This is a genomic window from Pseudoalteromonas sp. BSi20480 (genome assembly GCF_000241365.1).
GTDB classification, from domain to species: Bacteria; Pseudomonadota; Gammaproteobacteria; order Enterobacterales; family Alteromonadaceae; genus Pseudoalteromonas; species Pseudoalteromonas marina.
In genome coordinates, this window is sequence record NZ_BADX01000085.1 from 1 (window position 1) to 23,741 (window position 23,741).

Genomic DNA, 23,741 nt, shown 5'->3' on the forward strand with positions numbered 1-23,741 from the left:
ACTTCTTCTATATTCCTATATTCCTATATTCCTATATTCCTATATTCCTATATTCCTATATTCCTATATTCCTATATTCCTATATTCCTATATTCAAATTAGCTTAAAACACCCACTGTAAACTTGTTCCCTGTGTTTTTAGCCAATCTGATGCAATTTTATGATCAGGAAAAAATGCCTCTACTCTAGCCCAAAAGTCCTTACTGTGGTTTAAATACTGCAAATGAGCAAGTTCATGCACTATTACATAATCAATCACGGCATGAGGAGCCCCTATTAGGTGTAAATTAAAAGTTAGTTCTCGCCTGCTGTTGCAACTCCCCCAACGGCGCTTATATATGGCAATACTTAATTTTTGAGGCAATTCTTCTTTCATTATTTTGCAATAATAGTTAATACGCATTTCAATATACGCCGCCAACTTCTCTTCTAAATACTGTTTAATCAAACTTTCGTATTTACCATTGTAATTTTTTACTCTAGTAGAGTGTGTTACTAACAAAACATTATTGTGCTCTTGAATATCAGATAATGAGCTTTCTAAAAAACTTAATTTAACCCAGTCAGAAAATATCTTAATTTTATTATGTATAAGGGGATACTGCTTAATATCGACTGCATTAAGCTGCTTTTTTAATTGTGCTTCAATCCAGGGTTGCTTTTCAAGTAACCAGCTATCGATTTGTTTTTGGGCAACATTATGGGGGGGCATATACAGTGACAGATTGATCATGAACCTTTATAGCGACTGTTTTTCTTCGTTTACTTTTTTTTAGTTGGTAATCAAACACTGCTTTCTCTCATTGACCTAATTTTAAGTATTCACTACAAATATTTATGCGCTAATCTGATGCAACCCTATTTTGGTTATCATCTGTGTCATTCATATGATAGCAAAATGCTTCTCTATCAGTTTGACAAAATAAATATAAAAAATAATAACTTGAAAACTATACGTTAAAAAATTGAAACAAACTCATTTTTTATACCGCTCTAGTTAATTAAGTATTTATTTATATGATGAATATATTAAACTGGATACCTAAAGACTAATTTTTGAGCCAATATGCTATCTGCATTTTTTATTACAGACCACGACCCTAGCCTAGTAGTTAACGGCGTTTACGACCCTCTTTTAGTATCTATATCTGTTTTAATAGCAATATTTGCTTCTTTTTTTACAACCCGATTGATTGATTTAGCCAAAGAAACAAAATTTCATAATTATGAACGCCTAGCAAAATTTACTGCCGCAGCAATATTTTCGGCCGGTATTTGGAGTATGCACTTTATCGGTATGCTGGCCTTCTCGCTCTGCACAAATATTAAATACGACCCAACAATAACTATATTGTCTTTTCTTCCTGCTTTTTTTGCTTGCCTATTTGCAATTTCTATTTTAATTAACAATAAAGCGAGCTTCAAAATACTTGGTTTATGTTCTGTATTATTAGGCGCAGGCATTGGCACAATGCATTATAGCGGCATGGCCGCTATGGAGTTGGCTCCTTTATTACGCTACGACCCACTTATGTTTGTTTTATCAATATTTGTTGCAATAGCACTTTCTTTTATTGCTCTTTATAGTCGATTTAACTTAGATAAATTTTTCCCTACATTAACGCCTCTACAAAGCCGCACCATAAGCGCAATTATTTTGGGCCTTGCTGTTGCAGGAATGCACTATATGGGCATGGCAGCAACCCGTTTTGTTGCAACTTCGCCACTGCTATTCGATGATATTAACGCATCCGCCGGTCTTACATTTGTCGCAATTGCTGTTGCTACAGCAACGGTTGCTATTACAAGCGTCGTGGCGGTTATTAACGGAATGGTTCGTTATAAAATGTTGCTAGAAGAAAAGTCTGCCGATGAGTCTCGTCTGAATGCCATACTCGAAACAGCCATCGATGCCATAGTAACGATTGATCACAGAGGGCATATTTTAAGTTTTAATGCCTCAGCCACACATATTTTTGGCTGGCAAGAACATGAAGTAAAAAACAAAAATATAAAAATGTTAATGGATGAAAAGCTCGCTAAGCATCACGATGAATACCTCTCTAATGCAAAAGATGTTAACTCAAACAAGGTGCTCGGTGTAAACCTTGAAATTTTTGCAAAACACAAAGAAGGCCATCTTTTTCCTATTAGAATAGGCATTGGTGAAGTTAACCAGCCAGGACAAACCCCACTTTATGTTGGTTATATCACTGATTTAACCGAACAACGTGAATTACAACGCAGCCTTGTTGAAAAAGAGCAAAAATACCGTTCTTTAATAAACAATATGCCGGGTGCTGTATTTAGATGCAGGCTAGATGATAATTGGAGTATGTTATTCATAAGCCCAAGTATTTTAGAGTTAACAGGTTATCAATCAGATGAATTTACTGAGCATTGCTTAGAGTTTAACGACCTTATTTTAAAAACTGACCAACAGGCAGTAATAGATGCAGTAACTTCAGCAGTTAAAGAAAAGCGCCAATATTCTATCGAATATAGAATTCGTCATAGAAATGGTAAAGTTTTATGGTTATTAGACCAAGGTAGTTTTTACTTTAATAATAAAGACGAAGCTCAGTGGATAGATGGCGTGTTTGTTGATATCACCGAGCGTAAAGAGTACGAAGAGAAGCTCGAAAAAGCGAAACTCATCGCTGAAGAAGCCGCACAAGCAAAACAGTCGTTTATGGCTAATATGAGCCACGAAATACGCACCCCTATGAACTCTATTATCGGCTTTAGCGACCTGCTCATGGATACACCACTCAATAATGAGCAGCAAAAGCACCTTGTTACCGTTAATAACGCAGCCCGTTCGCTTCTTCGCTTGCTTAACGAGGTACTCGATTCAGCTAAATTAGAACGTGGTAAGTTGACCATTGAGGCAGTTCACTTTAGCCTTAAACCCGTTATAGACAGCATCATTTCAACGTTTTGGTTAGAAGCAAAAAAGAAAGATCTTTTACTTCATCTTATTATTAAAGAATCAGTGCAAAATACCTATTACGGTGATCCAGACAGGTTAAGACAGATTTTAACTAACCTTATTGGCAATGCGATTAAGTTTACAGAGCATGGCTCTGTGACCATTACCGTAAGCACCACACAAAATGGGCATTTATTTTTTGAAGTACAAGACACCGGCATTGGGATTGAAAAGGATAGAGTGAGCGCTATTTTTCAACCTTTTGTCCAAGCTGACGGAACGACTACCCGCCGCTTTGGTGGTACAGGGCTTGGAACAACTATCAGCAAACAACTTGTTGAGCTGATGGGGGGAACTATAAATTTAGTCAGTGAAATAAATAAAGGCACCTGCTTTTATTTTTCGCTTCCTCTTAAAGTGGGTGATGAAGAAAAAATTGACTATTTTGATGGCCTTCATACACAGTTACCTGCCCTAAGAATTTTGGTCGTTGACGACATAGAACAAAATACTGAGCTTCTCTCGTTATTACTTTCCAGGGATCATCATGCGGTTACAAAAGCGAGTAATGGTCTTGAGGCAATTGACACCTTCAAACAACACGATTTTGATGTCATTTTAATGGATATTCACATGCCAGAATGTGACGGTATTGAAGCTTCGATAAAAATACGCGAGATAGAAAAACAACAACAGTTAAAAAATATTCCTATTATTGCTTTAACCGCCAGCGTTTTACAGCAAGATAAACTTTTAGCTAAAAAAGCAGGCATGAATGGGTTTGCAAACAAGCCAATTGACATTAATCAATTAAATCAAGAGATTGCACAAGTACTTGGTTTAGGTGTTTCGAAAGAAATCGAAATAGCACAAACAGATCCAAATGCAAAACACATCGATTTTAAAAAAGGATTAGCGTTATGGGGATCGAAGTGTAAACAGCTGACTGAAATCACTAAATTTATTAAAGACAATGACAAACGCTTCGACACACTTATAAACGAGCCTCAGCTAAACACTCAAAATAGCTATAGTTTAATACACACTTTAAAAGGGATTGCTGGAAACCTTGGTCTTATTGCACTAATGAGACTTTTAACAAATCTAGAGCAAGCTATTAAACAAGGTGAGGACGTTGATAATATTTTACAATCAATAAAAGCTGAACTGTCTGTTATTTCTCAATTGTTAACGACAAAAGAATGTGATCAAACTGATAAACCTGAAAGTAAAAACAATGTAGTGTCAATTGATGAATTAACACAGCTGTGTGAAGCACTTTATGACTCAGCACAAAACGCTGAATTAAACGATAATGCATTGACGAACCTGCAAACGTTTTCAGGTGAACCCTTTTCAGATGACATTGCCGCAATAGCTGATGCATTTGATGAATTTGATTTTGAAAATGCGATTCTCAAATTAGACACATTGATAAACAAACTAAACGATATATGAGTATATAAATGATTTTTGCTACACACAGACCTCGGGTTTTAATTGTTGATGATGAGCCTGCGAACCTTAAGGTTATGCGAGAAATACTGGGCAATCAGTACCGACTGTCCTTTGCAAAATCGGGAGAAGCAGCCTTAACATTGCTTGAAAAAGAATTACCCAAACTCATTTTACTCGACATAATGATGCCACATATGAATGGGTTTGAAGTATGTGAACACGTTAAACGTAATCCAAAAACCGCACACATCCCCATTATTTTTGTCACAGCCCTTGGTGACGAGAGCGATGAGTATAAAGGGTTTGAATTAGGTGCGGTCGACTACATAACCAAGCCAATAAGCCCTGCTATTGTAAGAGCGCGTGTTAAAACACACCTTTCTTTGGTACAAGCAGAGCAATTAAAGCAAGCACATATAGATTTAGTTCAGCGCTTGGGGCGTGCCGCAGAGTATAAAGATACCGATACGGGTGAGCACATAGTTCGTATGAGCCAGTACAGTAAAGTTCTTGCGCTAGGTATTGGCATGTCAGAAAATCAAGCAGAGCTTCTGCATCAGGCAGCGCCTATGCATGATGTTGGAAAAATAGGTATTCCCGATGCAATTTTATTAAAGCCCGGAAAGTTATCAGAGCAAGAATTTGAACACATGAAAGAGCATGCCTTAATTGGCGCAAAAATTTTAGCTAATTCATCTTCTCCATTGCTTCAACTCGCGCACACATTGGCAATAGAGCATCACGAAAAATGGGATGGAACAGGTTACCCTTACGGTTTAAAAGGCGATGAAATTTCAATCGAAGGTAGAATTGTTGCTGTTGCAGATGTATTTGATGCACTCACATCTAAACGCCCATATAAAGACGCGTGGAGTGTAGAAAAAGCAGTTGCTCATATGAAAGACCAAGCAGGTAGCCACTTTGACCCAGCTATTATTGATTTATTAGTTAATAAACTAGACGAAATACTCAATATCAAGCAAAGCAATCAAGAACGTTAACTCTTTTTAGCACTGTGTGATCCCTGCTCAACAGATGGGTAAAACATCTTAATATGTTCATAATCATGAGATGTTATTTCATGACTATTATCGCTTTCATCTTTAAAATATATTGAGAACGTAACACCGTGGTCGGCTAATACTGTTTTTATGTCCATTGATTTGAAGTGCGCAAGCCACGCTATAAATTGTTCTCCAGTAGCACCAAACGCAATTCCTTTGCTGCGAACTTGACCTTCAAACAATGCTAAGCGTGTTGTGGTATTTCGGTCTTGGAGTGTTAAAGGCCCTTTGCCTGTCTCGTCCCAAAACGCAAGCTCCTCAACTACTTTAAAGCCAAGTACTTTTTCATACCAAGTCACTGCATTCGAAAGGTTATTTACGTTTATGTGGCAGTGATCAATCCCCGATAGTAAAGGCATTGTTTTGTTGCTCATATTACTCACCAATCTCTGACTTTAACTGCTCTAAAAACGCATCCATATAGTGAGTGCGTCTTTGCGCTTCAGCTTTAGCTGATGGCGTGTTCATACTCTTAGCAATATTTAAAAGTTTTATAAAAAATGATCTAAAGTAAATTTTTTATCGTCAGGCTCTCTAGTTGTACAAAAAGGATCGTCAGGGCTGTAAAGTAAACGCCCTATAGAGCCCCCTACTTTCATGCAACGGCTAACACCAATGGCACCAAGAGCATCCATTCTATCTGCATCTTGTACTATTTGCGCCTCAAGCGTTTTAATTTTAATGTTAGCACTAAAGCTATGTGCCGCTATTGCATGATGAATTTCTTCAAACAAGTTTGCGTCATAACCTAAGCCTTTTAAAAACCCAATCGCTTTATCGGCTGCCATAGTCGATGCTTTGGCTCTGTCAGGGTGATTTTTAGCCACTGCGACACAGTCGTGTAACCATGCTGCAGGCAAAACAATCGCCATATTGGCATTTTCAGCTTCACAAAGTTGTATTGCCACTCTAACCACACGTTCTATATGGGTAATATCATGAGCAACATCAGCATGTTTAAGCGATGTAATAAAGTCACGACATTGCCCAGAGAGTATTTGTAATGCGGGAGATAACGTGGTTTCTGCCAAGGTAGTTTCCAAAAATTTATTAACATATTGAATTAGTCATACTTTACCGCGCTTTATAGGCTTCATGCAAAACATTCATTGTATGTTGCCCCTGCCTTGACTAAAATACATCGCTTATTTAATACAACCGAGAAGCCTTATGTCATCTGCCGTTTATCTCCAAGCTGGTCGCGATAAATCATTAAAAAGAAAACACCCATGGTTATTTTCTAAAGCCATTAAAAAGATCAAAGGTAAACCGGGACTGGGCGATACGGTAACTATTCACGACAGTGAAGGTAAATATTTAGCAACAGCAGCCTATAGCCCGCATTCTCAGATTCGAGCGCGTGTTTGGAGCTTTGACGAAAAAGAAATTATAGATCAACACTTTTTTGAGAGACGCTTACGCCGAGCACTTGAAGCTCGTAGCCAAGTAATTGAAGAAGGCGGATTAACTGGTTACCGATTATGTGCCGCTGAGTCTGATTACTTACCGGGTGTTACAATCGATAAGTTTGATAATGTACTTGTATGCCAACTACTAAGCGCAGGTGCAGAGCGCCACAAAGGTGAAATTGTAGGCGCACTGATGGCTATATTTCCAGGCAGCAGTATTTACGAGCGTTCAGACGTGGACGTACGAACAAAAGAAGGGTTAGAGCCAATTAAAGGGGTACTTTGGGGCTCTGAGCCAAAGCAGCCAGTGCTTATTGAAGAAAATGGTTTAAAGCTTGAGGTAGATATTTTAGAAGGTCATAAAACCGGATTTTACCTAGATCAACGCGATAGCCGTGCAGCACTTGAGCGTTTTTCAAAAGATAAAACTGTTCTTAACTGCTTTAGCTACACAGGGACATTCTCACTTTATGCGCTGCGTGGTGGCTGTACACATGTTACCAACGTTGACGTATCACAACCAGCACTCGATACCGCTAAACGTAATGTTGAGCATAATAAATTAGATTTAAATAAAGTCGATTTTGTTAAGCAAGATGTTTTTAAACTTTTACGCCAGTACAGAGACGAAGGTAAACAGTTCGACACCATTGTTATGGACCCACCTAAATTTGCCGACAACAAGGCACAGTTAACAGGTGCATGCAGGGGCTATAAAGATATCAATATGATAGCTATGCAAATATTAAAGCCAGGCGGCACACTATTAACATTCTCTTGCTCGGGCTTAATGGAACAAAACTTATTTCAGAAAGTAGTTGCAGACGCAGCACTAGACGCGGGTAAAGACTTGTTAATAATGGAGCGTTTAAACCAAGCAGCTGACCACCCAATTGCGGGCAGCTACCCTGAAGGCTTTTACTTAAAAGGGCTTATCTGTAAAGTTTATTAATTAAACTCTATTATCTCAAGCCCTGCCGTAATCGTGCCATCATCTTCTTTGCTGGCACGTATTACCTTAGCAGTCGCTTTTAAAGGGGCAATACTTGGATGAGTTGATGCAATATCAACAGACAAAAGTGTATTTGGTTCTAATAAATCATCTAAATGCAGCGACAATCCCGTTGCACTTAAGTCTACGCATTCAGCAGTGTAAGTTAAGCCGGCAACCGGCTCGATAGTTGTAAGCATTGCAGTAGCGTTCACCTGCATGCGTCTATAGTTTCGTTTATCTTCTGTGAACATAATTCCCTCTAAACTATTGTGTTTATTTGCTCTAACAGTGCACTTATGGCAAACGGTTTGACTACATAAGCATCACAACCGGCGTCAAAACCTGTTTTCTTCTCAAGCTCAGACTCAAGGCCTGACACCATAACCACAGGAATGTTTTTAGTTTCTGGCGTATGTTTTAGCATTCTGCATGTATCATAGCCATCAAGGCCTGGCATACATACATCGAGTAAAATAATGTCAGGAGGATTGGCAATTGCAGACGCAAGACAATTCTGACCAGAGTCAGCATAACTAACGTCAAATTTAGACTCTAGTGCAGGTTTAAGCATTTCGTAATTAAAATACTCATCATCTACAACTAATAGTCGTTTTGTTTTAGGTTCAATCACCGAGGACATGCTTATGTCGTTTCCTTCTCAAAACAAAAATAAATCCTACCTTTAAGGTACTAACCTTCTTGATAAATGCAAGCATTATTCAACTTCTTTTATAGCATTTAAAATTCGTTTAGACGAAATAGGGTAAGGCGTTCCTAGCGTTTGTGCAAATAATGAAACTCTTAGCTCTTGTTGCATCCAAAATATAGCTTCTATCTCGCTGGGTATTGGCATACCTTTGGGTATTTTATTAGTCAGCTTTTTATACTCAGCTGCCACTTTATCAAGCTCAAGTACACACACTCTGTCTCTGTTTGGGTCAACAGGGAGCTTTTCTAATCGCTTTTGAATCGCTTTCAAATAACGAATTAAATCAGTCAGCTTAGTCGCACCATGTTGACTAACAAACCCTTTAAAAATTAACGACTCAAGCTGAGACTTAATATCGCCATGCGCAGTGATCATGGTCAAATCAACCCGCCCTTTCATTTTTTTATGTAGCGCATGCGCAATGCTAAGAACTTGTTCAACGTGAATAGCTATATCGACTACAGCGTCACCTAGCTCGCCACGTATTTCTTCTTTTACACTTTCAAACTCACTGCTCGTTCTAATATCGCCATATTTGAGTAATAAGCTATCAACACCCGCGGCAATACAATCATTAATTAAATCGGCTATTTTTCCAAAAGGATTAAAGTACAATCCCAACTTAGCCTTATTAGGCAGATTTTGCTGTAAATATTTAATAGGTGAAGGCACATTTAATAATACCAATCGGCGAAGGCCTTGCTGGTGTGCAATCTGTGCCTTTATTTCGTTATCAAATAGCTCAACCGCAGCACTTGATTTTTTATCCACCAGCGCTGGATACGCTTTTATTTCGTACTGGCCTTGCTTTTTAACGTAAGACTTAGGTAGTTCACCAAAGTTCCATTGTGTTAAGTCTGCTTTTTCTATACCGTCATCCGCAACTTTAGAAAGTGTTTCGGTTACCTCTCCTTGAAGCTCTGCTTTGAGCTTCGCAAGGTCTAGACCGCGAGCCAGTAATTTATTGTGCTCATCGCGTACTTCAAAATGTAAGCGTAAATGAGAAGCAAGTGATGTTAAATCCCACGCTTCAGGATCAACGCGTACACCGGTCATTCTCAACAAACGTGTGGTAAGTGCGTCAAGCAACGTGCCTTGCATCGGCTCTACCGCCGCAATAACAGCATCGGCATAATTAGGAGCGGGCACAAAGTTACGTCGAAGTGATTTTGGTAGCGATTTAATCAAGCCACTAACAAGTTCGTGCCTAAACGCAGGGATATGCCAATCAAAGCCGGTTTCTTGCAATTGATTTAATAAGGCAACGGGTATTTGCACCGCAACACCATCAACCGCTTGACCTGGATCAAAGTGATACGTAAGCGGTAATATTAAATTATCTTGCTGCCATGTATCTGGGTAATCAAACTCTGTAATACTGTTTGCGCCATGGCGCATTAACTCATCGCGAGTCATATGTAGATAGTGTTTATTTTGTTGTTTTTGAGTTTTATACCACTTAAAAAAAGACGGCTCGATTATTAATTTCTTTTGGTTATTTTTTTATCGTAAAACTCAAATAAGGTTTGTTCATCAACTAAAATATCACGTCGGCGCGACTTATTTTCAAGAACTTGTATATCTTCGATTAGCTCACGGTTAAACTGTAAAAAACGCTCGTTTAAACCTAGCTCTTGTTCAACCAGTGCGGTGCGTACAAACAGCTCACGACTAACTTTAGAGTCTATATTGCTATACACACAGCGGCGCTTATTAACAACTAACAACCCATATAAAGTTTGTTGCTCAAAGGCAATAACAGCCCCAGGTTTTTTCTCCCAGTGGGGCTCAGAGTAGCTGCGTTTTACCAAATGTTGGGCTAAAGGTTCAACCCAACTGATATCGATTTTTGCATTAGTGCGCGCATACAATTTACTCGTTTCAACAAGCTCTGCTGACATAATCCATTTAGGCGCTTTTTTAAATAAACCTGACCCCGGAAAAATATGAAACTGACTATTACGCGCACCTTTGTAAGCTTGTTTTTCGTCCTTAAAACCAATATGGCTAAGCATACCGCTTAGTAAGGCTTTGTGTACGGCTTCACTATCAGCAACATCACTTGTTGCCTTCATGCCCATTTCGTTACACACAGTACTTATTTGATATACAATATCTTGCCATTCACGCAGGCGCATATAGGCTAGGAAGTCTTTTTGGCATAATTTTCTAAACTGACTGTTTGTCAGTTCGCTTTGTTGCTCTTCTAAGTAATTCCACAAATTTAAAAAGGCAATAAAGTCTGAATCAGGATCATCAAAGCGGCCGTGTTTTTCATTCGCTGCTGCGCGTTTTTCCTGAGGTCGTTCACGTGGGTCTTGAATAGATAAAGCAGCCACAATGATAATAACTTCACGAAGTGCACCTAACTTATGCGCTGTTAACACCATTTTAGCCAAACGCGGATCAACGGGTAATCGGCTCAGCTCCCTACCAGATTGCGTTAAAGCAGTTTTATTATCTCGTTTAGACGACTTTACTGCTTGTAACTCCTCAAGCAGAGTCAAACCATCATTGATATTTCTGCTATCTGGCGCTTGCACAAATGGAAATTGCGCCATGTCACCCAAGCCCAAAGCTAGCATTTGTAAAATAACAGAGGCTAAGTTTGTACGTAGAATTTCCGGGTCAGTAAACTCGGGGCGAGATAAAAAGTCATCCTCAGAATACAAGCGAATACAAATACCCGCTTCAACACGCCCACAACGGCCCATACGCTGATTAGCACTTGCTTGTGAAATAGGCTCGATTGGTAAACGCTGTACTTTTGTACGGTAGCTGTAGCGACTTATGCGCGCAGTACCTGGATCTATAACATAGCGAATACCTGGCACGGTCAATGACGTTTCAGCCACGTTAGTCGATAAAATAATGTGACGGCGCGAATGCGGCGCAAATATTCGATTTTGCTCTGCATTTGATAAACGCGAATACAATGGGAGTACATCAGTGTGTTTTAAATTTCGCTTACTCAACGCGTCGGCAGTGTCACGAATTTCACGCTCACCATTTAAAAATATAAGTATGTCGCCAGGGCCTTCTGCGCACAGCTCGTCAACGGCATCAAAAATACCTTGTAACTGGTCACCTTCTGCTTCCATACCCTCTTTTTTAATATCGCTAATTGGGTTGTAACGAACATCAACAGGGAAAGTACGACCTGATACCTCAATAATTGGCGCATCGTTAAAATGCTTAGAAAAACGCTCAGGGTCAATCGTTGCTGAGGTAATTATAACTTTTAAATCTGGACGCTTAGGCAGTAAGTTTTTTAAGTACCCTAAAATAAAGTCAATGTTTAGGCTACGCTCGTGGGCTTCATCAATAATTATGGTGTCGTATTGATTTAAAAAGCGATCTTGCTGAATTTCGGCCAGTAAAATACCGTCTGTCATCAGTTTGATGTATGTGCTGTTAGAAACCTGATCACTAAAGCGGATTTTAAATCCCACTTGTTGGCCAAGTTCACACTTCATCTCATCAGCAATACGGTTTGCAACGGTGCGTGCGGCTAACCTACGTGGTTGTGTATGGCCAATAAACCCATCAACTCCACGGCCAAGCTCTAGACACATTTTAGGTATTTGCGTCGTTTTCCCCGAGCCCGTTTCACCGGCAATAATAACAACTTGGTTATTTGCTATTGCGTCTTTAATGGCTTGTTTTTTTTGACTTACAGGCAGCTGCTCAGGGTATGTTACCTGTGGCAAGTTAGCTAATCGTTTTTCTTTTGATTGTTGGCTGCGGGTTATATCTGCGGCTATTTTTTCAAGCGCATTGGCTTGTTTAGTTTCGTCGGCTATTTTTTTAACACCATGAAGGCGTTTTTTGAATATGAATTGATCTTTTTTTAAGCACGTTTTTTAGCTCGCCAAACAACTGACCTAGGTTAACCACCCGCATACCTTATAAAATATGTAAAAGAGCCATAATTGTATCAAAGTTAACGGCTCGGGTTAATCCTACAAATCATTAAACACTCAGTTGTTTGACATTTAAACACATGTATCAGCCTGTATTCCTATTCGCCTTTAAAAATGCCTACATAAGTTGCTTGCGTATTCGATTTACTCGCGCGATACATCCCCGACGTGTTAAACGGTAAACTAATATTGCCCTGCGTGTCGATAATAATAACACCGCCTGTACCACCTATTGGCTTTAATACCTTGTTTATTACTTCATCACCGGCTTGGGCGATTGTACTGCCTTGGTATTTAACACGAGCGCAAATATCACTTGCCACGTTGTAGCGAATAAAATATTCACCATGGCCGGTTGCTGATACCGCACATGACTCATTCTCAGCAAACGTACCAGCACCTATAACAGGAGCATCTCCAACACGGCCGTAGCGCTTTGCCGTCATTCCACCGGTTGATGTGCCTGCAGCTAAATTACCATTTTTATCAAGGGCAACAGCGCCAACAGTGCCCATTTTAAAGTTATCTGGTAGTGCATTGTGTGCAGCCTGATATGACTTAGTTGTTGCTTTGGCTTTATCAAGCTTATCTTTTGCTTTAAGCAGAGCATCGTAACGATGTTTAGTATCAAATATGTTATTTTCGATAAGTTCAATACCTTGCTCTTTTGCAAATTCCTCAGCACCTTGTCCACTGAGCATAACGTGCACTGAGTTATCCATAACTAAACGAGCAAGTTTAATTGGGCTCTCTACATGTTTTACACCTGCAACAGCCCCAGCTTGGCGGTTACGCCCGTCCATAATTGATGCGTCGAGTTCATGCCCACCGTCGTATGTATATACTGCACCCCGCCCTGCATTAAAAAACTCAGACTGTTCTAATACTGTAATTGCAGCAGTCACCGCATCTAAGCTTTCCCCGCCTTTTTCAAGTACGCTGTAACCTGCTTCAACAGCTTCGGATAATTTAGCACGGTAGGCTTTTTCTTGCTCAGGGGAAAATTTTGCTTTATCTATTGTTCCTGCGCCACCATGAATGGCAATGGCAAGCGGAGATTCTTCACTTAGTACACTGTGACTAAACCCTATGCTCGCACTGGCTAAAATAGATAATAAGATTATTTTTTTCATGACTGGCCCTTATCAAAAAAGTATTAAAACCAATGTGAACGGTTAAAACGTAAATTTCAACTAAAGTAAGTTTAAAGGCATAAAAAAAGCGCCTTGAGGCGCTTTTTATAGTTAACGTGTTTAAATTAAGCTTGTTTGGCTTTTAAACGCGCTAAACGTGCTACTTGGTGAGTAGACGTTAAGAAAGAGTAAATTGGTGCTAAATAGCCGCGCTTACGAAGCTCTAAGAAGTCTGCATCGCTTAGCTCATTTAGTTTTTTCTCGTCGATAAGGTAAATACCGTTAATGTCTTTTTTCTCGCCTTTGATGTCTACTGTTAACGTTTGTGCTATCAGTAGCTCTTTGTCAGCAAGGAATTTAGTGAACGCATCTGTTACTTGAGAAAATTCAATGAAAGACACTAGCGACTCTTTGCGACGTTTTAGGTAATCTGTTTCTTCACCGTTTTCAAATAACGCATTACCGTCTGTTTCGCTTACAAGTGGGCTTGCTTCATCAATAACAATACCAAATTGGTCTTGCTCTGGGTGTTTAACTAAACCTAGTGGGTAACGTGTAGACGCCATTGGTGCAAAAGAAGCTGTCCATTTGTCGCCTTCAACAAATAAGTTTTCGCCTGGCTCTAAGCCAAACATTGCAACTGCTTGGAAAGTACCTGCTTCGTTATTTTTAACAAACGACATAGGAAACTCATTTGCTACACGCGCAAACTCATGTGCTACTACAGGCACTAAATGTTGAGTTTTCATAAATTCTACATTGATGCCGTTTTGAATTTTAATGTTGGCATGTTTTTCATTGTGTAAAGGCTGTACTTGTTGCTCCGCCATGTTACTGCTCCGTTTTTAATTTTATAAGTTTCATTGTTAATGCACTAAGGCTAATGCTTTTGAAGCGAAAAAGGAAGGGAAAGTTTTATGACATAAGCCATCTAAAAATAAAATTTAAATAAATCTGCACGTTGCCAAAAAACATACACGTAATAATTTTAAAATGCGCTTAAAAATAAAGCGTTACGCGGCTATTTAGCATACAAAACTAAGCAACCCATTTACAATAGTTAACAGGTATTCACCTATAAACTTACTCATATTGGAGAATATTTAAACAAACAAAAAGGCAGCTAATTTAGCTGCCTTTATAAAATTGAGTGAGTACTGCAAATTTGATTAAATTATGGAGCCCAATAAACTTCAATATTTATATCAGGATGGTTTAGCACAGCACGCAGAGGCATATCGTTAACATCGCCCCCTGCCTTAGCTTGCTTATAAACAGCGAGCTTTTCTTCACCGCTAATAAGTAGTTTTACCACTTTAGAATTTGCTATTGCATGCAAGGTAAGCGTCATACGCTCGGTAATACTCCCCGTCACGTCGCTTTGTATTGCGTTAATCGCACAAACCGTTTGAGTGGTGGTTAAACCATGCTCTAACCCATCTGCGTGTGGAAACAAAGACGCAGTGTGCCCATCTGGCCCCATACCTAAAATAGTTACATCATAAGGCGCTTTGAGTGCACTATACGCGGCTTCACATTTTTCAGCACCTTGTTGTGCAGTAGAAGCATCGTTTTTCATTGTTATAAAGTTGGCTGCATTGCCAAAATTTTGCAACAACGTACTTTTAATGAAAGCTTCATTACTTTTCTCGTGATTTGGCTCAACCCAGCGCTCATCAACCATGGCTACATCAACGTTCTGCCAATCTAAATCAAGGGTTGATAAATGCTTATATGCTGCAGCGGGTGATGACCCGCCTGATACCATTAGTACCGCGCGGCCATCATCTTTAATACCATCTATTAATGATTGCTCTAAGGTTGCCGATAACTCTTTTGTGAGAGTATCTTTATCATCAAAAAATTTTTCAACTAAAGTCGCCATAATTATGCCTTATCACCTGTGTTAAACCACAAGTGGTTGTTTTCTGCTAATAACTCATCGGCATCATCAGGCCCCCATGTTCCGGCGCGGTAAAGTGCAGGCTTACCTTTATCTTGCCAACGCTCAACAATCGGGTCAATCCATTTCCATGCTTGACGAACCTCATCACGGTGAATAAACAACGATGGGTTATTTGCAGCCGCATCAAGCATTAAACGTTTGTATGCATCAGAATGGAAACCATTGCTGTAAGCTTGTGATAACTCAATGTTCATCGTTACCGGCTCTAATTGCATTTCAAGGTTATCCAAACGCTTTGACATAAGCGTTAGCTGAATCGTTTCTTCAGGCTGAAGGCGAATAACTAAGCGGTTTGGTTCAATGTTGCCAACATTTTCTTCATAAATATTGTGCGATACTTTTTTGTACTCAACCACTATTTCAGCACAACGTTTTGCCATGCGTTTACCTGTACGAAGGTAAAATGGTACGCCAGCCCAACGCCAATTATCAATGTGTGCACGAATAGCCACAAAGGTTTCTGTTTTACTAGCGCCTTCGTTTAGCTCTTCTAGGTAGCCAGGAACTATTTTTCCGTTTAAATCGCCCGGTACATATTGACCGCGTACAATGTTGCTATCAACATCTGAATCAAAAAGTGGACGAAGCGCTTCGAGTACTTTTAGTTTTTCGTTACGAATACTATTAGCATTAAGCTTATTAGGTGCTTCCATTGCAACAAGGCACAAAAGCTGTAATAAGTGATTTTGAACCATATCACGAAGTGCACCGGCTTTGTCGTAAAACCCAGCTCTGCTCTCAAGGCCTACGGTTTCAGAAAGACTAATTTGAATATTATCAATCGATTTAGCATCCCACATGTTTTCAAACAATGAATTTGAAAAACGCAGTGCCATTAGGTTTTGTACTGTTTCTTTACCTAAGTAATGGTCTATACGGAAAATTTGGTCTTCTTCAAAAAATTCAGCAATTTTAGCGTTTATTGCTTCTGCAGATTCACCACAGTAACCGATTGGTTTTTCTACTACTACACGCGATGTTGGCGTAATCAAATCTTTTGTAGAAAGAATTTCACAACACTTGCCATAAACGGCTGGTGGTAAAGATAAGTAAAACACGCGAGATTTAGTGCTATCGTGCTCATCTAAGATCTCTTTAAGCACATCCCAGTTATCGTCAGCTTCAGTAACATTACTCACCACTGGCACTAAGTAAGTAGAAAATGCTTTCCAATCTTTGGCGTTAAATTCACCTTTACTTAAAAACTCTTGCAGTGCTTTGTGCGCTGTTTCAATGTATTCGGCACGTTTGCTTTCTTCACGAACTGTTGGCAGGATGCGAGAGCCTTCAGGTAGGTTCCCTTCTTGATATGCTCTGTACATTGCAGGTAGTAATTTGCGTAACGCAAGATCACCACCGCCCCCAAAAATTATGATATCAAAAGGATTAAGCATAGTTACTCTCTACGTTGTGATACCCCGTCCTAAAATAAGTTCGCGGGTATGCCTGTTTATAACTTGGATGATGGTAGCTTTTATAATGTGTTAAAAGCCTGCTGAATTGTTCTTAATTGATGATGTATTATTATTTTTTTATCATCTACGCTTTATTAAATGAGCCTTAGGATTCTGTATCTCCTCTCACAAAAATACAGACCCTAAGCACTCCAGCGCTACCCGTTCAAAGGTACTCGGTTTACCTACTTTTAAGTAGGTTAAATTGTCACTGCGTACGGTGTTGCTTATAGTACGCCATCAGTCCACTTGTAGAGCTATCGTGACCGTGATTTACACTATCATCTGTCAGCTCACTTTCAATTTTAGATGCCAAGCCTTTACCCAGCTCAACACCCCATTGATCAAATGAACAAATGTCTAAAATTATGCCTTGGCAAAAGATTTTGTGTTCGTATAACGCAATTAAACGCCCTACCGTTTTAGCATCAACAGTGTCTAGCAACATTGATGTTGTTGGACGGTTTCCTTGATGAATTTTGTGATTTAGTAGTTCATCAATCTGCGCCTGCGATTTACCTTTAGCTGTTAAGTCGGCTGTAACTTGTTCTGCATCAACGCCACTCATCATTGCTTCTGTTTGAGCAAAAAAGTTTGATAATAAAATGTCATGATGCTTATCAACATTAATTTGTGGTTTAACAGAGGCAATAAAATCTGCTGGCACAATCACGTTGCCTTGGTGCAGGCATTGATAAAACGCGTGCTGACCGTTAATACCAGTCATACCCCAAATGATTGGTACCGTGGTGTACGGTACTACTTTGCCTGCAAAGTTAACATGCTTACCGTTACTTTCCATTTCACCTTGTTGTAAATACGCAGGTAACATGTGAAGAGATTGGTCGTAAGGTAAAATTGCTTGCGACGTATACCCTAAAAAGCTGGTATTCCAAACACTTAACAAAGCCATTATTAAAGGAATATTCTGCTCAAGCGGCGCATTTTTAAAGTGTTCATCAACTTCAAAAGCACCTGTTAGTATTTCTTCAAATGCGTCATAACCTAAATACAGCGCAATTGGTAAGCCTATCGCACTCCATAATGAAAAGCGACCTCCTACCCAATCCCACATAGTGAATACGTTTTCATCAGCAATACCAAAGGCAGCTGTTTTTTCTAAATTTGTACTTACTGCAACAAAATGTTTAGCAATTGTGCTTTCATCTTTTGTTGTTTCTAAAAACCAATCTACCGCTGTTTTAGCGTTCGTCATGGTTTCTGATGTGGTAAATGTTTTTGACGAGATAACAAATAATGTTGTTTCAGGATCAATATCCTGAAGTACAGAAGCAATTTGTACACCATCAGCATTTGACACGTAATGCACATTTAACGTGTTGTCTGCGAGTGCTTTTAACGCCTCAGTTGCCATTTGAGGACCTAGATTCGACCCGCCTACCCCAATGCTAACAACGTCTTTCACCGCTTTACCCGTATAACCAAGCCATTGGCCGCTTCGCACTTTTTCAACAAATACTTTAATTTTGGCAAGCTCATTATCAACCGCTTGCGTTACGTTTTCTCCATCAACAATTAATGGAGTATGTGCACGATTACGTAATGCAGTATGCAGTACAGAGCGTTCTTCGGTGATGTTGATTTTCTCACCGCTAAACATTTTGTCTCGCCAAGAGGCAATATCGCACTCTTTAGCAAGCGACACTAAATTAGCAAAAACATCGTTATCAATTAATTGTTTAGAGTAGTCGAATAATACACCTGGGATCTGAGTTGAAAACTTAGAAAAGCGGGTACCGTCTTGTGCAAATAACGTTTTAAGATGTGTTTGTTTCATCTTAGCAGCACTTTGTTCAAGGGCTTGCCAACTTGCTAATTGCGTTCGGTTCGACATTTAAATATCCTCTAAAAATTTTAACCGGTTGATTTATAGTTTCTTTTTATAATGTAAAAGTCTTTAACACGCGCTAAACACACTAAAATAAAACGCCGATAGTATAGTTAAAAACGTAGAAAAAAGCGCTGCTTTTACTATTTTATACGCAGATGATAACGCAATTTTTGTCTTTTGACACCGGTATCATAAATATTTTGCAAATTATTTTACCCGCAATTTCAAAGGCACCCATAAAGCTTAATCGATTAAGCTGCTATGTTCGTGAATTTTACTAAACGTTCAGTACTTTTTTAATAGTTATGACATTTATGTGAATAAATAAAAAATCGGCTACCAGAGCCGATTTAATTTGAATCCTATTAGTGTCGTATAATTAGAGGCTCAATGCCAAACCACCCTCTAAGTTATATACTGTTTGATACCCTAGTTGCGTTAGGTTAGCAGCCGCAAGCTTTGATCGGTTACCGCTACGACACAACAATATATATTTACCGCTTTTACTAAGCTGACCTTCCATCAATGCGTGAGCCATTCTACTAAGCGGTATATTAAGTGTTTTTATTTTTTTGGTGCGAAACAATTGCGATACATTATTAGCACCATGCTCGTATGGCTCTCTAGTATCAATCAAATATGCATCGTTTTTAGTAAGCATTGCCTTTGCACTATCAAAATTTAATTGCTGAATAGATAATTCGGGCAACGCGGTGACATAACCACACAATTGTGACCTCGATTTTTCTTTAGCCTGATCATCAAGCTGTTTTTTAGTAACAAATTCATCAATACTCATTTGGCCGTTTATTAATCCGTTTAATAAAGGTGTTTGTTGTTGCTCTGCCTCCCAGTTCATTGCAAAACATTGTAAATAATCATGTCCTGAGCAAATCACACTTGTTTTATCTAGCTGCTCAGCAAGCGCTAGAATAGAATGAGCCATGGTCTTTGCACTGCCACCAGCTAAAGACGTGTTCCCCAAGCCTGCGGGTAATATTAGGTCACCACAAAAGCAATAATTGATGTGATTATCTTCATTTTTTAGAACATAACTTACGCTATCTTCACTGTGCCCTGGTGTGGCTATTTTTTCTAATCGTTGGTTATTAAGGTCAATATACGCTGCATGTATTGGCCACCCCAGTTTATCTATTTCAATGTCATCGCATCGACTCCCTAATACACTGCGTAATAAAGTAACGCCGCAATGGCGCTCTTGGTGAGCGTGTGTATTAAGCACTGCCTTAATAGTGAGGTTTTGTGTATTAGCTATTTTTTCTAAACGCGGTATGAGCTCTACAATAGGATCTATAATAATTGCCTGTTTATTCTCACTTACATATAACCAGCAACAGGCTCCTTGGTGCCTAAACTGCGTTAAACCAAGCGCGCACACATCTTGGTGAGGTGTTGCGCTATCAGATACGATTAAACAGTTAGCCTGCAAAATGGCTTTTAATGCACGTATAGATTCACACGCATTTGCAATTTCTTCGGCTGTAGCTGCGGGACCAAACGATAGCCTAATTGCATTTTCACTCTGCCATTGGTTAACACCCATAGCATCAAGCACAAAGCTTGTCGAAGAACCCGTGCTACATGCAGACCCTCCACTGACACGAATACCAGCAGCATCAAATAAATCAATCACTTCTTTGCTTGTTAGTTCATTTACCGCAAAGTTGAGTGTTGTTGGTACCGAATGCTCAAAACTATTATTAAACGTAACCTCACCAAAAGTATCTTCAATCGCGCATTTTATTTGCGCGCGGTAGCTATTGAGCACATCGATTGGTTTAAACGTTGTATCTGACCTGTCTAGCAGTAAGCTAAATAGTTTATTTAACCCGGCAATACCGGGTAAGTTCTCGGTACCCGAACGCATACCGCTCTCTTGCCCGCCCCCTGCTATAAACGGTGTATAGGCACTGCCAGCTCGTATATATAAAAAACCGATGCCTTTGGGTGCATAAAGTTTATGGCCCGAAAAGGGAGCATAATCTATTGTAGTCGCGCTTAGATTGAGTTGCTTTTTGCCCAATGCCTGAACACAATCGACCATCCACGACACGTCAGGGTTTAAAAAACGAATCGTTTGTTCAATAGCATCTAAATCTTGATACACACCGGTTTCATTGTTTACCGCCATTGTGCATATCATAAGCGCATTAGGAATGTGTTCTGCAATAAAAGTAAGGTCTAGAATACCATTGCTATCTACCGGAATTGCCAATATTTTAGCATTAATGCCCAATACATCATTCCAATGCTTTAAGGTATTAGGTACCGCTTTGTGCTCAGTAGCGCCATACAATAGCACTGGATTATCTATTTTATGAGTTTTAGCATTAATGAGTGTGGATACGACAGCGGTTTGAATGCCTTCAGTCGCGCCAGAGGTAAACAAAATATTTCCCTCTTTTGCGCCTATCACTGTTCGTGCGTTTTCACGGGTTTGCTCTAACAAATGCTTAGCTTGAATACCTGTAATGTGTGGGCTTGATGGATTACCAAAGCAAATTTGCATTGTATGAGAAACCACCTGAGCAATGCATGGCAACACCGGCGTTGTTGCATTTGCATCGAGGTAAATTTGCTCAGAGCTAAATAAAGAGTCAGACATCTAAAAACGCACCTTATTACTAAAAGATATATCTTATTACCAATATTACATAACTTTAGACGTATTGAGTAATAATCAATTAGTACTGACGGTGCGTTTTCTATGCCTTTTTGAACTAACCCTCTGTCAGTTTATTATTTAGTTCTTCTTGCGTTGAAGACCAAGCGGTAATCAATGCCTTAACAAGCGAAGCCAAAGGAATGGCAAAAAATACCCCCCAAAAGCCCCAAAGACCACCAAAAAACAAAACTGCGACAATTATAAATACAGGATTTAAGTCGACCGCTTCTGAAAATAACAATGGCACAAGTACATTGCCATCAAGGGCCTGAATAATCCCGTAAATGATCAAAATAGTCCAAAATTGAGTTTCTAATCCAAATTGAAATAACGCCACAGCAGCGACCGGAATAGTCACCAGCGCAGCACCCACAAACGGAATTAACACAGAAAAACCAACTAACACACCTAATAAGGCTGCGTAGCGTAAATCTAAAAATGTAAACGCGATAAACGAAACGCCACCTACAATTAAAATTTCAAACACTTTCCCCCGAATGTAATTCATAATTTGTTGGTTCATTTCATTCCATACTTGCAAAATTAAACGGCGCTGTTGCGGAATTAATTTAGCCACACTACCCGTTAACTCGAGCTTATCTTTAAGCATAAAAAACACCAGCAACGGCACAAGTACAAGATAAATTAACCACGCTACAACATCTTTTAGCGACGTTAATGAAAACGATAAAACCACTTGGCCAAACTCAATAACTTTAGCCTCGACAGTAGCAACAATGCCTTGTACTTGGTCGGCATTTATTAAACTTGGGTATTGCTCGGGTAAGGCAACTAAATACGACTTACCTTGCTCTAACATATGAGGGGTTTCTTGCACTAAGTTACTGGTTTGTTTCCAAAGAACAGGACCAATCACTAAAATTAAAGTAAGCATAATGCCTGTAAATATAAGCATTACGATCACGGTTGCTGTAAAACGGCGTAAACCAAAACGCTCTAAGTGAACAACTGGCCAATCAAGTAAATAGGCAATAACTAATGCCACTAAAACCGGCACAATTAACGAGCCAAAAAAGTACAGTAAGGCAACAGAAACGACTAGTAAAAATAATAAGGTGACCGAATGAGGATCAGAAAATTTTCTTTCGTACCATGTTTTTATATATTCAAACACGTAATGGCTCCACTAATAATAAACCTTGTTGTTTATCTAAGTTGTAACTGTAAGCATATTTTTTTAAATAGCGCTCAATATCATCCATGCTCTCATCACTATTTACACTAAAAGTGATGGCTTGCCGAGTAGATAATGCTTCACGTAGCCCTAATTTAAACTGAATAAACTGTTGAGGACATCTATAACTTCGTAAATCTTGGTGTAACATACTCGCTTTACCGATTTATTAAAATGAATAATAAGTCGCATTGCTGTGCATCAGTAGCCAGTAAAATATCAACAAATGTAACTTTTTCTTAAAACAATGCCTGCAATGGTTTATTCTGTAATACATAGTTAGTAGTAAGGACAGGTTAATGTCTCGCACGCATAATAAAGCGCATTTACCAAGTAATCCAACACTCAAAGAGATTAATTGGTATAAAAAGCAAATAAATTGGGGGGAGCTTCCTCCTTTTTATCATTTAGTTGCCTCTTCAGTTAGCGAGTCTGAAGGTGTTTTAGAGCATGGATTTGATAACGCCGTAAAACAACTTATAGACAGACGTAACTGGAATCTAGACATACTCGACGGCTTTGAGGACGATTTAGGTGAGATCCATACTAAACATAAACCTCGCATTGCATTACACCAGGTATTTACAGACAGGGGCTTCGAATTGTGGGCACTGCCTTATGCAAAAGATATTATTGTTGACCAATACATAAAAGATAACCGTTTTATGGAGTTTAGAGTGTGGGATCCGCATTCAATGAAAGTACTTTTTAGGTTAAATCAATTACATAAATTTATTGGCTCTTACTTTGAGCGCGGTGATAAAGCCGATAAAGCCCTCATTTTGCACTCACACAAAGTGGTTCATAAAATTATTACTTTTTTGCAGCGAGAGTTGAACGTAATAAAGATAGATGGAGTCTCAATAAAAGAACTCTACCAATTGTGCGAAAAAGACATCCGTGCAAGCAGTGACGAAATAGACATAGCCAAAATTGCCATTGGCGAGCCAATAAACAAGGAATAAG

The 23,741-nt window shown here is 39.2% G+C and carries 15 protein-coding genes and 3 pseudogenes; 4 read left to right on the plus strand and 14 right to left on the minus strand.

All coding sequences use genetic code 11. The features are described 5' to 3' along the window. Positions 1 to 103: 103 nt before the first annotated feature. Positions 104 to 791: pseudogene (locus P20480_RS08925) on the minus strand (M48 family metallopeptidase). Positions 792 to 1,066: 275 nt separating this feature from the next. Here P20480_RS08925 and P20480_RS08920 point away from each other — a divergent pair. Then, positions 1,067 to 4,390, plus strand: a complete 3,324-nt coding sequence (locus tag P20480_RS08920; protein WP_008129760.1) for an MHYT domain-containing protein — start codon at positions 1,067 to 1,069, stop codon at positions 4,388 to 4,390. An 8-nt stretch (positions 4,391 to 4,398) separates the two neighbouring features. Next, complete coding sequence (locus P20480_RS08915) at positions 4,399 to 5,391, plus strand: response regulator (protein ID WP_008129762.1); 993 nt, start codon at positions 4,399 to 4,401, stop codon at positions 5,389 to 5,391. Here the strand turns inward: P20480_RS08915 and P20480_RS08910 are convergent. Continuing rightward, positions 5,388 to 5,828 carry a VOC family protein gene (locus tag P20480_RS08910; protein ID WP_008129764.1) on the minus strand — a complete coding sequence of 147 codons (441 nt, stop codon included), beginning with the start codon at positions 5,826 to 5,828 and terminating at the stop codon, positions 5,388 to 5,390. The genes P20480_RS08915 and P20480_RS08910 overlap by 4 nt on opposite strands. Position 5,829: 1 nt before the next feature. Then, positions 5,830 to 6,518 (minus strand): annotated as a pseudogene (locus tag P20480_RS08905) (HD domain-containing protein). Between the two features lie 106 nt (positions 6,519 to 6,624). On the opposite strand from P20480_RS08905, the gene P20480_RS08900 reads away from it, so the two are divergent. Next, a complete protein-coding gene (locus P20480_RS08900) occupies positions 6,625 to 7,815 on the plus strand; it encodes a class I SAM-dependent methyltransferase (RefSeq protein ID WP_008129768.1) in 1,191 nt (396 codons plus the stop codon). On the opposite strand, the gene P20480_RS08895 is transcribed toward P20480_RS08900, so the two are convergent. The 11 genes and pseudogenes from P20480_RS08895 to P20480_RS08850 all read right to left on the minus strand — a co-directional run bounded on the left by P20480_RS08895 (position 7,812) and on the right by P20480_RS08850 (position 22,926). Continuing rightward, positions 7,812 to 8,108, minus strand: a complete 297-nt coding sequence (locus P20480_RS08895; RefSeq protein ID WP_006792347.1) for a PilZ domain-containing protein — start codon at positions 8,106 to 8,108, stop codon at positions 7,812 to 7,814. The genes P20480_RS08900 and P20480_RS08895 overlap by 4 nt on opposite strands. Positions 8,109 to 8,116: 8 nt before the next feature. After that, positions 8,117 to 8,497 (minus strand): response regulator transcription factor, encoded by a 381-nt coding sequence (locus P20480_RS08890; RefSeq protein WP_008129771.1) that lies wholly within the window; start codon positions 8,495 to 8,497, stop codon positions 8,117 to 8,119. 75 nt (positions 8,498 to 8,572) lie between these two features. Continuing rightward, positions 8,573 to 12,463: pseudogene (hrpA, locus tag P20480_RS18115) on the minus strand (ATP-dependent RNA helicase HrpA). A 124-nt stretch (positions 12,464 to 12,587) separates the two neighbouring features. After that, positions 12,588 to 13,622 carry an isoaspartyl peptidase/L-asparaginase family protein gene (locus P20480_RS08885; RefSeq protein WP_008129776.1) on the minus strand — a complete coding sequence of 345 codons (1,035 nt, stop codon included), beginning with the start codon at positions 13,620 to 13,622 and terminating at the stop codon, positions 12,588 to 12,590. 125 nt (positions 13,623 to 13,747) lie between these two features. Further along, positions 13,748 to 14,452: a SapC family protein gene (locus P20480_RS08880; protein WP_006792343.1), complete on the minus strand. Its 705-nt coding sequence runs from the start codon at positions 14,450 to 14,452 to the stop codon at positions 13,748 to 13,750. Between the two features lie 344 nt (positions 14,453 to 14,796). Continuing rightward, positions 14,797 to 15,507, minus strand: coding sequence for a 6-phosphogluconolactonase (gene pgl / locus P20480_RS08875; protein ID WP_008129779.1), 711 nt, complete (start codon positions 15,505 to 15,507; stop codon positions 14,797 to 14,799). Between the two features lie 2 nt (positions 15,508 to 15,509). Next, positions 15,510 to 16,982: a glucose-6-phosphate dehydrogenase gene (gene zwf, locus P20480_RS08870; protein WP_008129781.1), complete on the minus strand. Its 1,473-nt coding sequence runs from the start codon at positions 16,980 to 16,982 to the stop codon at positions 15,510 to 15,512. Between the two features lie 268 nt (positions 16,983 to 17,250). Further along, on the minus strand, positions 17,251 to 18,897 hold the full coding sequence (pgi, locus tag P20480_RS08865; RefSeq protein ID WP_008129783.1) for a glucose-6-phosphate isomerase: 1,647 nt from the start codon (positions 18,895 to 18,897) through the stop codon (positions 17,251 to 17,253). 376 nt (positions 18,898 to 19,273) lie between these two features. Further along, positions 19,274 to 21,520, minus strand: coding sequence for an aminotransferase class V-fold PLP-dependent enzyme (locus tag P20480_RS08860; protein WP_008129785.1), 2,247 nt, complete (start codon positions 21,518 to 21,520; stop codon positions 19,274 to 19,276). A 115-nt stretch (positions 21,521 to 21,635) separates the two neighbouring features. After that, complete coding sequence (locus tag P20480_RS08855; protein WP_008129786.1) at positions 21,636 to 22,715, minus strand: AI-2E family transporter; 1,080 nt, start codon at positions 22,713 to 22,715, stop codon at positions 21,636 to 21,638. Continuing rightward, on the minus strand, positions 22,708 to 22,926 hold the full coding sequence (locus tag P20480_RS08850; protein ID WP_008129787.1) for a sulfurtransferase TusA family protein: 219 nt from the start codon (positions 22,924 to 22,926) through the stop codon (positions 22,708 to 22,710). Before P20480_RS08850 ends, P20480_RS08855 begins: the two co-directional genes overlap by 8 nt. Positions 22,927 to 23,074: 148 nt before the next feature. Here P20480_RS08850 and P20480_RS08845 point away from each other — a divergent pair, with 148 nt between their 5' ends. Beyond that, a complete protein-coding gene (locus tag P20480_RS08845; protein WP_008129788.1) occupies positions 23,075 to 23,740 on the plus strand; it encodes a hypothetical protein in 666 nt (221 codons plus the stop codon). Position 23,741: the final 1 nt, after the last annotated feature.